The following is a 15,248-nucleotide window of genomic DNA, read 5'->3' on the forward strand; positions in this document are numbered from 1 at the left end:
GGACTGAAGTGCGTTCCGGGCGACATCATCGGCCTCCCGGTTAATGCCCGGTTCAGATCGATTTCTGTACACATACGAAAGCAGTTGGCCCCCGGCCGCTTTCGGAACCATTCCGGCACGAAAGCGTTGCTGGGCAGGCGGTTTTCGCTGTTGAATGGGAGAGAAGAATGTTCGGTTTGAGAAACAAGATCGCGACCGCAGTTCTGGCTGCCGCGGTGGTGCTGACAGGCTTTGCGCCGTCGCAGGCAATCCAGATGCCCACCGCCCCGCAGGTGGAAAAATCCTCCGACGTCGAGAATGTCCAGTACCGCCGCTATTATCGCCCCGGTTACCGTCCGGGCTATCGGCCTGGCTATCGTCCCGGCGCCTATTACCGGCCCGGTTATTACGGCGGCTATCGCGGCTATTCCTATTACCGTCCGGGTTATCGCCGTTATAACGGCTACTGGTATCCGCTCGCCGCCTTCGGCGCCGGCGCGGTCATCGGCGGCGCTATCGTCGCGCAGCCGCGTTACGTCGCGCCCGCGCCCCGCATGGGTTCGAGCCACGTCGCCTGGTGCGCCAACCGCTACCGGTCCTATCGCGCCTACGACAACACCTTCCAGCCCTATAACGGCCCGCGCCAGCAGTGCTATTCGCCGTATTGATAAACGTGCTGTTCTCAAGAAACGTCTGCCCCTCACCCTAACCCTCTCCCCGTAAAAACGGGGAGAGGGACGTGCCCCGCGAGAGGTTGGTGGGAACGGAGATGTGGCGGCACATCCCTTCTCCCCGCGCGCGGGGGTCCGAAGGACGGGTCGAGACCCGTGGCTCGACCCCGGTGGTGGCGGCAGCCGGATGAGGGGCTGCGCGCCCTCAGAATGCCGAAAACTTCACCCTCAAAGAATATCCACTCTCCTCAGCAACCACCAGGCAAAGGCAATGGAGCCGACGATGAGGACGACGGCGTATTCCGTGCCGTAGTCGCCGACGGCGAAGGGCAGGTTTGCCGTGTTCATGCCGAAGAAGCCGGTCACCAGCGTCGGCGGCAGCAGGAAGGCCGTCATGATCGACAGCAGATAGAGGTGGCGGTTGGTTTCGGAGGATTGTTTCGAATCGATTTCTTCGTGCAGCAGGCGTGCCCGGTCCTGCAGCGCATAGATATCGTGGTCGACCGTTTCCAGCCGGCTCGTCAGCCGCCGCGCCACGTCGTCGAAGCCGAAGGGCATCTCGTCGTCGTCGGCCGCCGCCGCCCGGCGCATCAGCGCCAGCACGGTGCGCAGATGCCGATGCAGCCTGACCACGGTGCGCCGCACCGGCGCCAGGCGTCGGCGTTCGTCGCGCTGCGCGCTGTCGTAGACGATATCCTCGATCTGGTTCAGCTCCTCGGTGAGCTCGATGACGATCGCGATCAGCGTGCGCTGGAACTCGATCACCAGCAGTTCGAAGAGATCGACCGGCCGGGAAAATTTGCCCGGATTCCTATCGATCAGCGCCCGCGCCCGCTCGACGCTGCGCAGCGGCTGCAGCCTTGTGGTGATGAGGAAGCGGTCGGACATGGCGAAATGCAGCCAGCCGAGATTGTTGGTATCCTCGGCGAAATCGCGCTGGCAATCGACGAGCGTGCCGTAGAGCATCTGCTCGTCGACGGTGATGGCCGCATGTGTGTCACGCGTCGTCAGCGCCGATTTCGCGTCCTCCGTCAGCCCGTCCAGCGTATCGAGCAAGGCCGGCACGCGGGCGTCGACAAGGTTGAGATGCAGCCAGTAGAAACAGTTGTCGGCGGTCAGTTCCGCCACCGTCGCACTGTTGTTCAGCCGCACCGCGGTCTTTTCTTCGGGCGAGAAGCGATAGGCCCAGACGAAACCGGGTATGTTGACGGGCAATGTGTCCATTGTTCGCCGGTCCTTTGCGAAGGCGATGTCTTCCCTTAGAGTTTGTTCATGACGTCCATTTGTCCAACGGTGCAAGAACAAAGCGTCATGCCGGGCGATTTATCGCATACCGGTCGAAGAAATCGAAATTGACGTTTACGTAAAAATCAATTAGCCCTTGCCTCGGAGGGGCTTTGCCGCGAGCGAGGCCGGTCCGCGGAGGAAAAACCATGTACAAGGCGCCCGTCGAGGAAATCGCGTTCACGTTGAAGCATGTCGCGGGCATGGGCGAGGCGATGTCAAAAGGGATGCTCGGTGATCTCGGCGAAGATCTGGTCGATGCCATCCTGGCCGAGGCCGGGCGTTTTGCCACAGAGGAAGTGGCGCCGCTTGCCGACATCGGCGACCGCCAGGGCGCCCGCCTGATCGATGGCGAGGTCAGGCTGCCGGATGGCTGGCGCGATCTCTATCGCCATTGGATTGCCGGCGGCTGGAACGGCCTGACGGCGCCCGAAGCTTTCGGCGGCCAGGCCTTGCCGCATATGCTGAATGTCGCAGCACTCGAAATGTGGAATTCCGGTTCCATGGCCTTTGCGCTCGCTCCGACGCTGACGATGGGCGCCATCGAGGCGGTCAGCACCCATGGCAGTGCTGCGCTGAAAGACACATATCTGGAAAAGATGGTCTCCGGCGAATGGACCGGCACCATGAACCTGACGGAGCCGCATGCCGGCTCCGATCTCGGCGTGCTGAAAGCCCGCGCCGAGCGCCGCGATGACGGCAGCTACCGCCTGTTCGGCCAGAAGATCTTCATCACCTGGGGTGAGCATGACGCGGCCGACAACATCATCCATCTGGTGCTCGCCCGCCTGCCGGATGCGCCGGCCGGCACACGCGGCATCTCGCTCTTCCTGGTGCCGAAATTCCTGGTGAACGACGACGGCTCGCTTGGGCCCCGCAATGATCTGTTCTGCCATTCGCTGGAGCACAAGCTCGGCATCCATGGCTCGCCGACCTGCACGATGATCTACGGCGACGGAAAATTCGGCAGTGAAAAGGGCGCTGTGGGATGGCTGGTCGGCGAGGAGAACAAGGGGCTGGCCTGCATGTTCACGATGATGAACAATGCCCGCCTTGCCGTCGGCATGCAGGGCGTGGCGATCGCGGAGGCCGCCACCCAGAAGGCGCTCGCCTATGCCAGGGAACGCACCCAGGGCAGGGCACCGGGTTCAGGCAGTGCCGGCATGAGCCCGATCGTCGAACATCCCGATGTCGCCCGCATGCTCCTCACCATGAAGGCGCTGACGCAAGGGGCGCGCGCCATCTCCTATGTCTGCGCCCATGCGATCGACATGTCGCACCGGGCAGGTGACTCCAGCCGCCACTGGCAGGAGCGCGCCGCCCTTTTGACGCCGATTGCCAAATCCTTTTCGACGGATGCCGGCGTCGACGTCGCCTCGCTCGGCATCCAGGTGCATGGCGGCATGGGTTTCATCGAGGAGACGGGTGCGGCGCGTTATCTCCGCGATGCCCGCATCGCCCCGATCTACGAGGGTACCAACGGCATCCAGGCGATCGACCTCGTCACCCGCAAGCTGCCGCTCTCCGGCGGCGATCAGGTGAAGGGCTTCATCGCCGAGCTTAGAGAGATCGCCGACGACGTCCGCCGCTCCAATCTCGATGGTTTCGGCGAGACCGCTGTCAGGCTCGACGCGGCGATCGTCGATCTCGAACAGGCGACCGCCTGGCTGATGAAGACGCTTGCCGAGAACAGCACCGCCGAGGCGCTCTCGGGTGCCACCCCCTATCAGCGCCTGTTCGGGCTGGTGCTCACCGGCTGTTATCTTGCCAAGGGTGGTCTCGCCGAGGCAGCCGATGGGGCAGGTGAAAACCGCATCGCGCTCTGCCGCTTCGCCGCCGAAAACCTGCTTGCCGAGACCGCAGCCCTGCGCGACCGCGTCGTCAATGGCGCGGCAAGCCTTGCCGCCGCCCGTATCCTGCTTGCCTGAGGAAACCCAATGACCGATCACATCATCGTCGAGCAGCCTTCCGCCCATCCCGGCGTCCAGTCTATCCGCTTCAATCGGCCGGAGAAGAAGAACGCCATCACCCGCGCCATGTACCGGACCATGGCCGATGCGCTGAATGCCGCCAACACAAATCCCGGCATCCGTGCCACCGCTTTGCTCGGCACCGAAGGCTGCTTTTCGGCCGGCAACGACATGAACGACTTTCTTGCTGCCGCGATGGGCGGCCGCGGCCTGGAGCAGGAAATCCTCGATTTCCTCTATGCGCTGGTGAATGCCGAAAAACCCGTCGTCTCGGGCGTCGACGGCCTGGCGATCGGCATCGGCACGACGATCCATCTCCATTGCGACCTGACCATCGCCTCCAGCCGCAGCCAGTTCCGCACCCCCTTCGTCGATCTGGCGCTGGTGCCCGAGGCCGGTTCCAGCCTCGTCGCGCCGCGCCTGATGGGGCATCAGCGCGCCTTCGCCCTGCTGGCGGCCGGCGAAGCATTCTCCGCCGAAGAAGCCAAGGAAGCCGGCCTGGTATGGAAGGTCGTCGACCCAGGCGAGGTCGATTCACTGACGCTTGGCCTGGCGGCAAAGCTCGCGGCCAAGCCGCCGGAGGCGCTGCGCATCGCCCGCGACCTCATTCGTGGCGATCGCGGCGAGATCATCGCCCGCATCGACGAGGAGGCCCGCTATTTCTCCGCGCGGCTAAAAAGTGCCGAGGCCCGGGCGGCCTTCGAAGCCTTCATGCGCCGCTGAGCGCCGCCTGGTAGCACCAGTCCGGGAGCAAACGGATACCGATTAGACCGCCGGCACATTGAATACTTCGCCGGCCCTGAGTGGCCGGAACCGCTCCGGGGGAATATCGTGCTCGCTCATTGCGTCTTGCAACGCTCTTGCCGGCGCGTCGACCGCTTCATTTGTCAGTTGGAACGTGGCGAAGTGATGCCCGGCCACATAGGCCGCATTTGCCAACTTCATTCCGATCACCGCCTCTTGCGGATTCTGGTGCTGCCCTTTCATGAACCAGCGCGGCTCATAGGCGCCGAAGGGTAAAATGGCCAAACGAAAGCCGCCATGTTTCTGCTGTGCCGCTTTGTAATTGATGCCGTCGTGAAAGCCCGTGTCACCGACGTGATAAATTTTTCCGGCCGGAGTCGATAAAACGAACGACGCCCAAAGTGCCATCCGCCGATCGGCGGTTCCGCGGGCGGACCAATGGTGTGCAGGCTCCGCATCAATGCTTATTCCGGCGTGCGAAATGCGCTCGCCCCAGTCCATCGATGTCGTCTCTATATCGGGCATGGCACGGCGAATGATCGTGTCATTGCCAAGTGGCGTCACGACAAGCGGCCGATGCTTCGCAGCCAACCGCCTGAGCGTTGCGATATCGAGATGATCATAATGATTGTGCGACACCAGCACGAGATCAATCGGGGGCAAATCATCGAACGCGATGCCCGGTGGGACGACGCGCCTGGGTCCGGCAAAAGCGAGGGGACTCGCGCGCTCCGACCAAACCGGGTCGGTGAGGATATTGAGCCCAGCGACCTGCACGAGCATTGTTGCATGACCAACCATGGTCACCCTCAGATCCTCGCCATCGACGCATGGATCCGGCTTGGCCGCCGGGTACGGACTTGGGACCGACTGAGGCCAGCGCTCACGGCCACCGCCGAATTGCCAGCGCAGCAGATCGCGGAAGCCAAGGGGCTCAATACCTTCGGGATTGAAGAAATGCGTGCCGTCGAAGTGATCGGACACTGGGCCGTTATAGTATGGGTTGCGTCTTTTGGTCTTTCCGACAGGCACGCCTATTTCTCCAGCGTCGCCACCACCTCGACATGCGAGGTCCAGAGGAACTGGTCGATCGGCGTTACTTGCGTGATCCGGTAGCCGCCCTCGACGAGGATCGCCAGATCCCGCGCCAGCGTTAGCGGATTGCAGCTGACTGCCACGATCTTCTTCACGCCGGAGCGGGCGAGCTCCTGGCACTGGAACTCGGCACCGGCGCGCGGCGGGTCGAAGACGACGGCGTCATAGGGCTTGAACTCCTGCGTCATCAAAGGACGGCGAAAGAGATCGCGCTTTTCGACGGTGACCGGCTTCAGCCCTTGCGTGTTGCGGGCGGCATGGTCGAGTGCTGCGAGCGCCTTTGCTTCGGCTTCGACGGCGTGCACGCGGCCGATCCGCGCCAGCCGCAGTGAAAACGTGCCGGAGCCGGCAAAGAGATCGGCGATCCGCTTCGACTTGCCGGCATGGGCAATGACCAGCTCCGCCATCGCCTCTTCCGCCGGCTTGGTCGCCTGGGTAAAACCGCCCGGCGGTGGTGAAACCTGGATGCCGCCGAATTCGACCATCGGCTTCGACGGCTCGACCAGGATTTCGCCGTTCAGCGAAACACGGGCGATGCCGCGCAAGCTGAGCGCGGTCTCGATCGCCTTGCGTCGCTGCGGATCGGAGAGCTTCTTCACGTCGTCGACGGAGATGTCCAGACCGGAAAGCGTTTCGAGCACGGCGACGCGGAAGGGTTCGGCACTGGTCGCCAGCGATGCAGCAATCGCCCTGATCGCCGGCAGCCGGGCGATGATCCCTGCCGACGAGATCGGACATTCCTCGATGGCGACGATATGGTGGCTTTCGGCCTGGTTGAATCCGACCAGCATGTCCTTCTCGGTCTTGCGCGCCGCAAAGACGACACGCCGCCGTTCGCCCGGCCGGGCCGGAACGATCTCGCCGACCTCTGATGTCAGACCCTTGGATTTCAGCGCATCGATGACCAGCTGGCGCTTGAAGGCGCGGTAGGGCGCATCGGCCATATGCTGGATCGTGCAGCCGCCGCAGGTGCCGTTGACACCATCCGGACCGAAATGCCGACAGGGCGGCTCCTGCCGGTCAGGCGAGGGCGTCGTGATCGACATGATCGTGCCCTGGCTCTTGACCCGGGCAATCGCCACGGTTTCGCCTGGCAGGGAAAAGGGTACGTAGACAGGCCCGCCGGCGCTGCTGGCGATGCCGTCGCCCTGGGCGCCGAGCTTCTCGATCGTGACGGTTTCGGTGCTCACGGTTTTAATCCTGCCAGAAGGAATTCCTGATTGCCGTCGCCGCCGGAAATCGGGGAGGGGATGAGGCCGAGGCTTTTCCAGCCCATGTCCTCGACGAACCAGCGCTCCAGTTCTGCAGCAACGGCGGGAGCAGACGAGGGGTCCTTCAGCATCCCGCCCTTGCCGATCGCTTCGCGCCCGGCCTCGAACTGCGGCTTGACCAGCAGCACGGCGACAGCGCCCGGTTCGGCGATCTCAAGAGCCGGCGCGAGCGCCAGCTTCAGCGTGATGAAGGAGACGTCGGAAACGATGAAGGTGGAGGGATGGTCGATATCGTCTGCCGTCAGGTTGCGGGCGTTGAGGCCCTCCCTGTTCGTCACGCGCGGATCGCCTGATATGCGCGGATGCATCTGCCCATGGCCGACATCGATCGCGGTGACATGCGCGGCACCGCGCTGCAGCAGCACCTCGGTGAAGCCGCCGGTGGAGGCACCGACATCGAGACAGTGATGGCCGGCAGGATCGAGCCGGAAATGATCGAGGGCAGCGGCAAGCTTCAGTGCGGCGCGCGACACATAGTCCTGCGCCGGATCGTCGATCTCGATGGCCGCGTCCGCGCCAAACAGCGCGCCGGCCTTCGTGACCACCTGGCCGCCGATCTTGACGGTGCCGCGCTGCACGGCGTCGCGGGCGCGTGAGCGGCTGGCAAAGAGGCCGAGGGAGACGAGAAGCTGGTCGAGACGTTGGGTGTTTTGATCTGACATCGGCTGTGCATGACCGGCAAAGCCGCCGGTTGCAAGCATTTTGTTCCCAAGACCGTCATTGACCCTCAAAAGCTTTCGGCGATAATCCCCCCGCGGCGATCGCGGGGCGTGCCGCAGACACGGGGGTGTTCCATGCTGAAGCTCTTCACTCTTCTTGTCGCGGCGGGGATCGCATCGCCCGCGCTCGCGAACGACACTATGGCCGAGGTCAAGACCGGCGGGCTGATCTTTGCCCAATCCGACGATGTCAGCATGGCGGAAGAGGATCTCTTCATCTCCGCTTCGGAAGTGCGTGTCGACTACGTCTTCGAGAACAGCTCCGACAAGGATGTCGAAAGCCTGGTCGCATTTCCGATGCCTGACATATCGGGCCAGGTCGACAATAATTCCGCCATCTCCGATTATGACAGCGATAATTTCCTGCATTTTTCCACCGTGCAGGACGGCAGCCCGATCACCGCCAAGCTGCAGCAGCGCGTCGTCTCGCTCGGCATCGACGTCACCGACGAGTTCGCCAAGCAGGGCATTCCCGTCCTGCCCTATAGCCAGAAGACGACCAAGGCGCTTGCCAAGCTCCCCGAAACCGTCCGCAAAGACTGGATCGCCCGCGGCCTCGTCTATCCCATGGGCGCCGGCGATGCCGCCGGGGTCGATCTCGTGCCGCTCTGGACGCTGCGCTCGACCTATTGGTGGCGCACCACCTTCCCGGCAAAGAAGAAAGTCAGCGTCGCGCACCGTTACAAGCCGGCCGTCGGCGGCACCGTCGCCATCAGCTTTCTCGAAGGTGGCGAGCCGAAGGGTGAGCGCTTCGAGGAATATTCCCGCAAATACTGCCTCGACGGAGATTTCGTCAGGGTTGCCCAGCAGCGTGCGCGGGAAGCCGAGGCCGGAGGCGCCAACTATACCGAAAGCTGGATCTCCTATGTGCTGTCGACCGGCGCCAACTGGGCGGGGCCGATCAAGCGCTTTCAGCTGACGATCGACAAGGGCAAGCCCGGCAGCCTCATAAGCTTCTGCGGCAGCAATGTTCAGAAGATCGGCCCGACCACCTTCCGGATGACGGCCCAGGATTTCGATCCCGCAAAGGATTTCGACATCCTGATCCTCAACCCTCCAGAAACGGCACAATAATCCGTAGGCTCGGCCGCTGTTGCGGTGCACAAATTTAAACAAATTTAAAGCCTGGCCATATAGGTTCAGCGTGATTGTAGCGGTTCATCCAAGCCGCTCGGCGCCATGAAGGCGCAAGCGTTTCCACGCCGATCATGTTCTCAAGTTCAAACATTCCGGCGGTTGCGTCTCGTGCGACCTGCCTTTCGCCGCGTCGACTGTCGTCAGGAGAAATCACCGATGTCCGCCAAAAACATATCCTTGAACGGTAAACTTGCGGCCACGTTCGCAGCCCTCATTCTCATTTTCGTCGCCATTTCCACTTTCGTTTATTCCAAGGCGACGGCGTCCGCGGCCGCTTCTGCTGAGCAGGAAAAGTCCGAGCTGCTCGTCAACCAGATCGACGATGCGCTGCAGGCAATGCTCGAGCAGGCCGTCAACCTGCGTGGCTTCATCCTCTTCCGCAGCGACAGCACCTATGGCGATGTCTTCACCAACCGCGAGCGCATGCTGAAGGCGATTGCCGCTGCCAAGCAGACGGCCGCCGGCGAGCCGCAGCTGGTCGAGATGATCGACGGCATGCAGAAGGCCGCCGACCTCTATTTCCACGAACTTGCCGAGCCGCAGACCAAGGCTCGCAAGGAAACCGACATGCCGATCGAAGAGGTCGTCAAGATCGGCGTCAACGCCACCAAGGGCCAGCTCGACGGGTTCCGCCAGGCCTCAGCCAAGATCAAGGCCACCGCGCGCGAAAAGTCGAACGCGCTCGCCGAGATCCGCGCCGATGCCAACAGCGATCTGAAGACGACGCTGCTTGCCGGCGGCGTCCTCGCCTCGCTTGCCGCTGCCGTTCTCGCCTGGCTGATGTCGCGCACCATCGTCCGCCCGGTCGTCGGCATGACTGCGGCCATGGATCGCCTCGCCGGCGGTCAGAACGACATCGAGGTTCCCGCGACCGACCGCGGCGACGAAATCGGCCGCATGGCTCAATCCGTCCTGGTCTTCAAGCAGGCGGCGATCGAGAAGCTGCGCCTTGCCGGCGAGACCGACCGCATGCGCGACGACGCCGAACGCCAGCGCCGGGCAGGCGACGAGCAGAAGGCGCGCGAGGAAGGCGAGATCCGCTATGCCATCGACGCTCTGGCGGGCGGCCTTGCCGAGCTTGCCAATGGCGATATGGCCGGCCGTCTCCAGACGCCGTTCGCGTCGCAATATGACAGCCTGCGCAATGACTTCAACCATGCTGTCGAAAAGCTGCAGGCAGCACTGCAATCGGTCGGCCGCAACGCTTCGGCGATCAATGCCGGCGCCGGCGAAATCCGCTCGGCCGCCGACGATCTTGCCCACCGCACCGAGCAGCAGGCTGCCGCCGTCGAACAGACGGCCGCAGCGCTCGAGGAAGTGACGACGACCGTCCGCGACAGCGCCAAGCGCGCCGAGGATGTCGGCAATCTCGTCGAGCGCGCCCGCCTCGGTGCTGAAAAGTCAGGCGAAGTCGTCCGTAAGGCCGTCTCCGCCATGCAACAGATCGAGAAGTCCTCCGGCGAAATCTCCAACATCATCGGCGTCATCGACGACATCGCCTTCCAGACCAACCTTTTGGCCTTGAACGCAGGCGTCGAAGCCGCTCGTGCCGGCGATGCCGGCAAGGGCTTTGCGGTCGTCGCCCAGGAAGTGCGTGAGCTCGCCCAGCGCTCGGCTAAGGCGGCCAAGGAGATCAAGGCGCTGATCACCACCTCAGGCGAACAAGTCGTTGCCGGCGTCGGCCTCGTCGGCGAGACCGGCAAGGCGCTGGAGGTCATCGTCTCTGAGGTGCAGGAGATCAACCACCATGTCAGTGCCATCGTCACCGCCACGCGCGAACAGTCGATCGGCCTGCAGGAGATCAACACCGCCGTCAACAACATGGACCAGGGCACGCAGCAGAACGCGGCCATGGTCGAGGAGCAGACTGCGGCCAGCCATGCGCTCGCCCAGGAGGCAAACGCCCTCGAAGAACTGCTGCGCCAGTTCAAGCTCGGCCAGGTGGCTCCAACGCCGCGCGCAAGCGTTGCCGGCACGACCTCCCGCCCGGTCGCCTCCCCGGCCCACGCTTTGACGCGCACCGTCGCCAAGGCTTTCGGCGGAAGACAGGCAGCCGCTGCGGCCGTGAAGGAAGACTGGACGGAGTTCTGAGAAGGCCCTTCGAAGGGACGTTAAATGAAGCGGGCGGTGCAGTGATGCACCGCCTTTTTTATTGAGAGGACCTGCCGGGCAGCCCCCTCATCCGCCTGCCGGCACCTTCTCCCCGGGGGGAGAAGAGATTTGCGGCGACGTCTCGATTCCCTCTTCTCCCCCGCGGGGAGAAGGTGCCCGTAGGGCGGATGAGGGGGCCACACGGCACGCCCTCACCAAAGCATTATCCAGCAACCCCAACCGCAACCCCACGCCCCAGCGCCTTGAACACCGTCGAAACGATGCCGGCGCGATCCAGCCCCGCGTGGGCGTTCATGGCTTCGGGCTTGGCCTGTTCCATCCAGATATCGGGCATCACGAGCGAGCGCAGCTTCAACCCGTTGTCGAGCAGGCCTTCGGTGGCGAGGAAGTGCATCACGTGGCTGCCGAAGCCGCCGATCGAGCCTTCCTCGACGGTGATCACGATCTCATGGTGGCGGGCAAGCTGGCGGATCAGGTCGTGGTCGAGCGGCTTGGCGAAGCGCGCATCGGCGACCGTCGTCGACAGCCCGGCGGCATCGAGATCCTCGGCGGCGAGCAGACAATCGGCAAGACGTGTGCCGAAGGAGAGCAGCGCCACCTTGGTGCCTTCCTTGACGATGCGGCCCTTGCCGATCTGCAGGATTTCGCCGCGCACCGGCATGTCGACGCCGACGCCTTCGCCGCGGGGATAGCGGAACGAGATCGGCCCGGCATCATAGGCGACAGCCGTGCGCACCATATGCTTGAGTTCGGCCTCGTCGGCCGCCGCCATCACCACGAAGCCGGGCAGGGTGGTGAGGAAAGCGGTGTCGAAGGAGCCGGCATGGGTCGGCCCGTCGGCGCCGACGAAGCCGGCACGGTCGATCGGGAAACGCACCGGCAGTCCCTGGATCGCCACGTCGTGCACGACCTGGTCGTAGGCGCGCTGCAGGAAGGTGGAATAGAGGGCGGCGAACGGCTTGTAGCCTTCCGCTGCCAGGCCGGCGGCGAAGGTCACGGCATGCTGTTCGGCAATGCCGACGTCGAAACAGCGTGACGGATAGGCCTCGGCGAGCTTGTCGAGGCCGGTGCCGTTTGGCATGGCGGCGGTGATGCCGACGATCTTGTCGTCGAGGGCGGCTTCCTGCACCAGCGCTTCGGCAAAGACGCTGGTATAGCTCGGCGCATTCGGCTTCACCCTTGCCTGGGCGCCGGTGATGACGTCGAACTTGTTGACGCCGTGATATTTATCGGCCGCGGCTTCCGCCGGCGGATAGCCCTTGCCCTTCTGGGTGACGACATGGATCAGCACCGGCCCGCGCCCATTGTCGCGCACATTGCGCAACACGGGCAGCAGGTGGTCGAAGGAATGCCCGTCGATCGGCCCGATATGATAGAAGCCCATCTCCTCGAACATCGTGCCGCCGGTGACGTAGCCGCGCGCATGCTCGACGGCGCGGGTGATCGCCCGGTCGATATTCTTGCCGAGATAGGCCGTCAGCTTCTTGCCGAAGTCACGGAAGCCCATATAGGTGCGTCCCGAGGCAAGGCGCGCGAGATAGGCGCTCATCGCGCCCGTCGGCGGTGCGATCGACATGTCGTTGTCGTTGAGGATGACGATCAGGCGCGCATCGAGTGCGCCGGCATTGTTCAGCGCCTCATAGGCCATGCCGGCCGACATCGCCCCGTCGCCGATGACGGCGATGACGCGGCGGTCTGATTTGTCGAGGTCGGCGGCAATCGCCATGCCGAGGCCGGCCGAGATCGAGGTCGAGGAATGCGCCGCGCCGAAGGGATCATATTCGCTTTCCGCCCGGCGGGTGAAGCCGGACAGCCCGTCTTCCTGGCGCAGCGTCCGGATGCGGTCACGCCGGCCGGTGAGAATCTTGTGCGGATAACATTGATGGCCGACATCGAAGATCAGCCGATCATCAGGCGTGTCGAAGACGCTGTGGATGGCGATCGTCAATTCGACGACGCCGAGACCGGCGCCCAGATGGCCGCCGGTGCGCGACACCGCATCGATCATTTCGTCCCGGACTTCGCGGGCAAGCTGCGGTAGGTCGCGATCCTCGAGCTTGCGCAGGTCGGCGGGATAGATGACCTGGTCGAGCAGGGGGGTCTTCGGCAGTTGTGTCACGGGCGGGCGCTCTTTCTTGCTTTTCCTTGTTCCGCTTTATTCGATTAGATTGCGGCAAAACAAGTGCATTTCAGGAACCGAAGGTTTTCACCTTAGAGCATGATGCCGAAAAGTGTGAGCGGTTTTCGGGCAACATCATGCTCCCACTGTTAAAGCATGGTGCCGAAAAGTGTGAGCGGTTTTCGGCGGAGATCCAGCTCTATTTCTCGATCCGATCCGGAGGATTCGGATCATCGGGATCCATTTAGCCTTCCGGCAAAGGCACGAATTCCTCTTCATCACCCGGAACGATATCGAAGCGGCCGGTGCGCCATTCCTCCTTGGCCTGTTCGATCCGCTCCTTCGAGGAGGAGACGAAATTCCACCAGATATAACGTTTCGAATTGAGCGCCGCCCCTCCGAAGAGCATCAGGTGGCAGCCATCGCGGCCGGCCTCCAGCGTGATCGCATCGCCCGGCCGGAAGACCAGCAGCTGGTCGGCGGCGAAGCGGTCGCCTGATATGACGACCTCGCCCGACAGCACATAGACGGCGCGCTCTTCATGCGCAGCGCCGAAGGGAAATTTGGCGCCGGCCTGCAGGTCGAGATCGACATAGAGCGTGTCGGAGAAAACGCCGACCGGCGATGTCATGCCTTCAAACGAACCGATGACCACACGCCCGCGCACGCCGCTCGTCTCGATCAGCGGCATGGCGGATTTTTCCGTATGGGCGAAGGCGGGATCGATCTCCTCCTTGTCATCGGGCAGCGCCAGCCAGGTCTGCAGCCCCGACATCAGCAGCGGATGGCCACGCAGATTGTCGGGCGTGCGCTCGGAATGCACGATGCCGCGGCCGGCCGTCATCAGGTTGATATCGCCGGGACGGATGACCTTTTCGGTGCCGAGGCTGTCGCGATGGCGGATCTCGCCGTCGAACAGATAGGTGACCGTCGACAGCCCGATATGCGGATGCGGCTTGACGTCGAGCGCCTCGTCCGGCTTCAGGATCGCCGGGCCCATCCGGTCGAAGAAGATGAACGGCCCGACGAGCCGCCGCTGCCGGCTCGGCAGCGCGCGGCGTACCTGGAAACCGCCGATATCGCTGGTGCGCGGGATGATCAGGTTCTCGATCGCATCGCAGGCGAAGGCATCGCCGGGCAGGGGGTCTTTACCGGGAAAGAAGGACATTGGAATCTCCGATCGCTACAGTGCCGAGCGTCATCGCCCACAGATAGCGCCTGGAGCGCCGCGCGTCCAATCGGACGCGCCAAGACGCTCCGGCATCTGAAAGCGCGCCGCGCGTCCAATCGGACGCGCGTTGGGCTCAGATCGCGGTAAAACCATTGTCGACGAAGAGATGGGCGCCATTGACGAAGCTCGATTCGTCGCTGGCGAGGTAAAGCGCGGCCCGCGCCACGTCTTCCGGTTCGCCGATCCGCCCCTGCTGGGCGGCAATGGCGGCATCCGAAACGTCGACGCCGAGCGCCTGCAGGTCGGCCACCTCGCGCAGGCCATGCGGCGTGCGGATGAAGCCGGGGCAGACGGCGTTGCAGCGAATGTTGCGATCGCGGAATTCCACCGCGATGGCGCGGGCAAACATATGCACCGCCCCCTTGGTCGTGTCGTAAAGCACTTCCATCGGCGTAGCGGCGACCGCCGAGATCGACGAGGTGCAGACGATCGACCCGCCGCCGCTGGCAATCATCTTTGGAAGCACCGCCTTGGTCATCAGGAACATCGAGCGCACGTTGACGGCATGCAGCCAGTCCCATTCCTCGACGGTGGTTTCCAGGAAGGGTTTGATGACGATCGTGCCGGCGTGATTGAAGAGCACGGTGACTGCGCCGTAACGGGCCTCGACACCAGCGACGGCGGCCTTGACGGCGGCTTCGTCCGAGACATCGGCCGTCCAGCAATCGGCCTCGCCGCCGGCATCACGGATCTGCTTCACGGTCTCTGCGGCTGCATCGCCATTGCGGTCGATGATCGCAACACGCGCGCCTTCCGCCGCAAAAAGCTTCGAGGCGGCGCCGCCCATGCCGGTCGCGCCGCCCGAGATAATGGCGACCTTGCCCTTCAGTCTGTCCGTCATTTTTCCGTCCCCTCATCGTTTTGCAAGGGGATCATAGATCGGCCGGAAGCCGATAGCCAAGCGTCTTCGAAACGG

General features: G+C 63.6%; 12 protein-coding genes and 1 pseudogene. 5 read left to right on the top strand and 8 right to left on the bottom strand.

Going from position 1 to position 15,248, the window contains the following annotated elements; translation table 11 throughout:
* The first annotated feature begins 167 nt into the window (after positions 1–167).
* Positions 168–647 carry a BA14K family protein gene (locus AC2444_RS02930; RefSeq protein ID WP_012756276.1) on the top strand — a complete coding sequence of 160 codons (480 nt, stop codon included), beginning with the start codon at positions 168–170 and terminating at the stop codon, positions 645–647.
* Positions 648–878: 231 nt separating this feature from the next.
* Here AC2444_RS02930 and AC2444_RS02935 read toward each other — a convergent pair whose 3' ends face one another.
* Complete coding sequence (locus AC2444_RS02935; RefSeq protein WP_012756277.1) at positions 879–1,874, bottom strand: transporter; 996 nt, start codon at positions 1,872–1,874, stop codon at positions 879–881.
* 209 nt (positions 1,875–2,083) lie between these two features.
* Here AC2444_RS02935 and AC2444_RS02940 point away from each other — a divergent pair, with 209 nt between their 5' ends.
* Together AC2444_RS02940 and AC2444_RS02945 are read left to right on the top strand one after the other, a co-directional pair.
* Positions 2,084–3,862 (top strand): acyl-CoA dehydrogenase family protein, encoded by a 1,779-nt coding sequence (locus AC2444_RS02940; protein ID WP_012756278.1) that lies wholly within the window; start codon positions 2,084–2,086, stop codon positions 3,860–3,862.
* 9 nt (positions 3,863–3,871) lie between these two features.
* The gene (locus tag AC2444_RS02945) at positions 3,872–4,627 is read left to right on the top strand and encodes a crotonase/enoyl-CoA hydratase family protein (protein WP_012756279.1); all 756 of its coding nucleotides are present in this window, start codon (positions 3,872–3,874) and stop codon (positions 4,625–4,627) included.
* Between the two features lie 42 nt (positions 4,628–4,669).
* Here the strand turns inward: AC2444_RS02945 and AC2444_RS02950 are convergent, their stop codons facing one another.
* The 3 genes from AC2444_RS02950 to AC2444_RS02960 are packed head-to-tail and all read right to left on the bottom strand — an operon-like array spanning position 4,670 to position 7,715.
* Positions 4,670–5,680 (bottom strand): MBL fold metallo-hydrolase, encoded by a 1,011-nt coding sequence (locus tag AC2444_RS02950; RefSeq protein WP_012756280.1) that lies wholly within the window; start codon positions 5,678–5,680, stop codon positions 4,670–4,672.
* A gap of 2 nt (positions 5,681–5,682) precedes the next feature.
* Positions 5,683–6,933 (bottom strand): class I SAM-dependent RNA methyltransferase, encoded by a 1,251-nt coding sequence (locus tag AC2444_RS02955; RefSeq protein WP_012756281.1) that lies wholly within the window; start codon positions 6,931–6,933, stop codon positions 5,683–5,685.
* Positions 6,930–7,715, bottom strand: coding sequence for a TlyA family RNA methyltransferase (locus AC2444_RS02960; protein WP_244432242.1), 786 nt, complete (start codon positions 7,713–7,715; stop codon positions 6,930–6,932). The genes AC2444_RS02955 and AC2444_RS02960 overlap by 4 nt, the downstream gene beginning before the upstream one ends.
* 93 nt (positions 7,716–7,808) lie before the next feature.
* Between AC2444_RS02960 and AC2444_RS02965 the strand changes: the two genes are divergently transcribed.
* Both AC2444_RS02965 and AC2444_RS02970 read left to right on the top strand, forming a co-directional pair.
* On the top strand, positions 7,809–8,807 hold the full coding sequence (locus AC2444_RS02965) for a DUF4424 domain-containing protein (protein ID WP_012756283.1): 999 nt from the start codon (positions 7,809–7,811) through the stop codon (positions 8,805–8,807).
* 219 nt (positions 8,808–9,026) lie between these two features.
* Complete coding sequence (locus tag AC2444_RS02970; protein ID WP_012756284.1) at positions 9,027–10,961, top strand: methyl-accepting chemotaxis protein; 1,935 nt, start codon at positions 9,027–9,029, stop codon at positions 10,959–10,961.
* 73 nt (positions 10,962–11,034) lie between these two features.
* On the opposite strand, the pseudogene AC2444_RS02975 reads toward AC2444_RS02970, so the two are convergent.
* The 4 genes and pseudogenes from AC2444_RS02975 to AC2444_RS02990 all read right to left on the bottom strand — a co-directional run.
* Positions 11,035–11,164: pseudogene (locus AC2444_RS02975) on the bottom strand (endonuclease domain-containing protein); the annotation flags it as partial.
* Between the two features lie 20 nt (positions 11,165–11,184).
* A complete protein-coding gene (gene dxs / locus AC2444_RS02980) occupies positions 11,185–13,101 on the bottom strand; it encodes a 1-deoxy-D-xylulose-5-phosphate synthase (RefSeq protein ID WP_012756285.1) in 1,917 nt (638 codons plus the stop codon).
* 244 nt (positions 13,102–13,345) lie between these two features.
* Entirely contained in the window at positions 13,346–14,269 is a 924-nt protein-coding gene (locus AC2444_RS02985) for a pirin family protein (protein ID WP_012756286.1), read from the bottom strand.
* A 136-nt stretch (positions 14,270–14,405) separates the two neighbouring features.
* Complete coding sequence (locus tag AC2444_RS02990; RefSeq protein WP_012756287.1) at positions 14,406–15,173, bottom strand: SDR family NAD(P)-dependent oxidoreductase; 768 nt, start codon at positions 15,171–15,173, stop codon at positions 14,406–14,408.
* Positions 15,174–15,248: the final 75 nt, after the last annotated feature.

It is taken from the genome of Rhizobium sp. WSM1328 (assembly GCF_057653715.1).

Excerpts from the sequence above, each read along its gene's own strand:
- AC2444_RS02990 (WP_012756287.1), bottom strand. The coding sequence starts at position 15,173 with ATGACGGACAGACTGAAGGGCAAGGTCGCCATTATCTCGGGCGGCGCG.
- AC2444_RS02930 (WP_012756276.1), top strand. The coding sequence starts at position 168 with ATGTTCGGTTTGAGAAACAAGATCGCGACCGCAGTTCTGGCTGCCGCG.
- AC2444_RS02965 (WP_012756283.1), top strand. The coding sequence starts at position 7,809 with ATGCTGAAGCTCTTCACTCTTCTTGTCGCGGCGGGGATCGCATCGCCC.
- AC2444_RS02940 (WP_012756278.1), top strand. The coding sequence starts at position 2,084 with ATGTACAAGGCGCCCGTCGAGGAAATCGCGTTCACGTTGAAGCATGTC.
- AC2444_RS02985 (WP_012756286.1), bottom strand. The coding sequence starts at position 14,269 with ATGTCCTTCTTTCCCGGTAAAGACCCCCTGCCCGGCGATGCCTTCGCC.
- AC2444_RS02960 (WP_244432242.1), bottom strand. The coding sequence starts at position 7,715 with ATGCTTGCAACCGGCGGCTTTGCCGGTCATGCACAGCCGATGTCAGAT.
- AC2444_RS02970 (WP_012756284.1), top strand. The coding sequence starts at position 9,027 with ATGTCCGCCAAAAACATATCCTTGAACGGTAAACTTGCGGCCACGTTC.
- AC2444_RS02935 (WP_012756277.1), bottom strand. The coding sequence starts at position 1,874 with ATGGACACATTGCCCGTCAACATACCCGGTTTCGTCTGGGCCTATCGC.
- AC2444_RS02945 (WP_012756279.1), top strand. The coding sequence starts at position 3,872 with ATGACCGATCACATCATCGTCGAGCAGCCTTCCGCCCATCCCGGCGTC.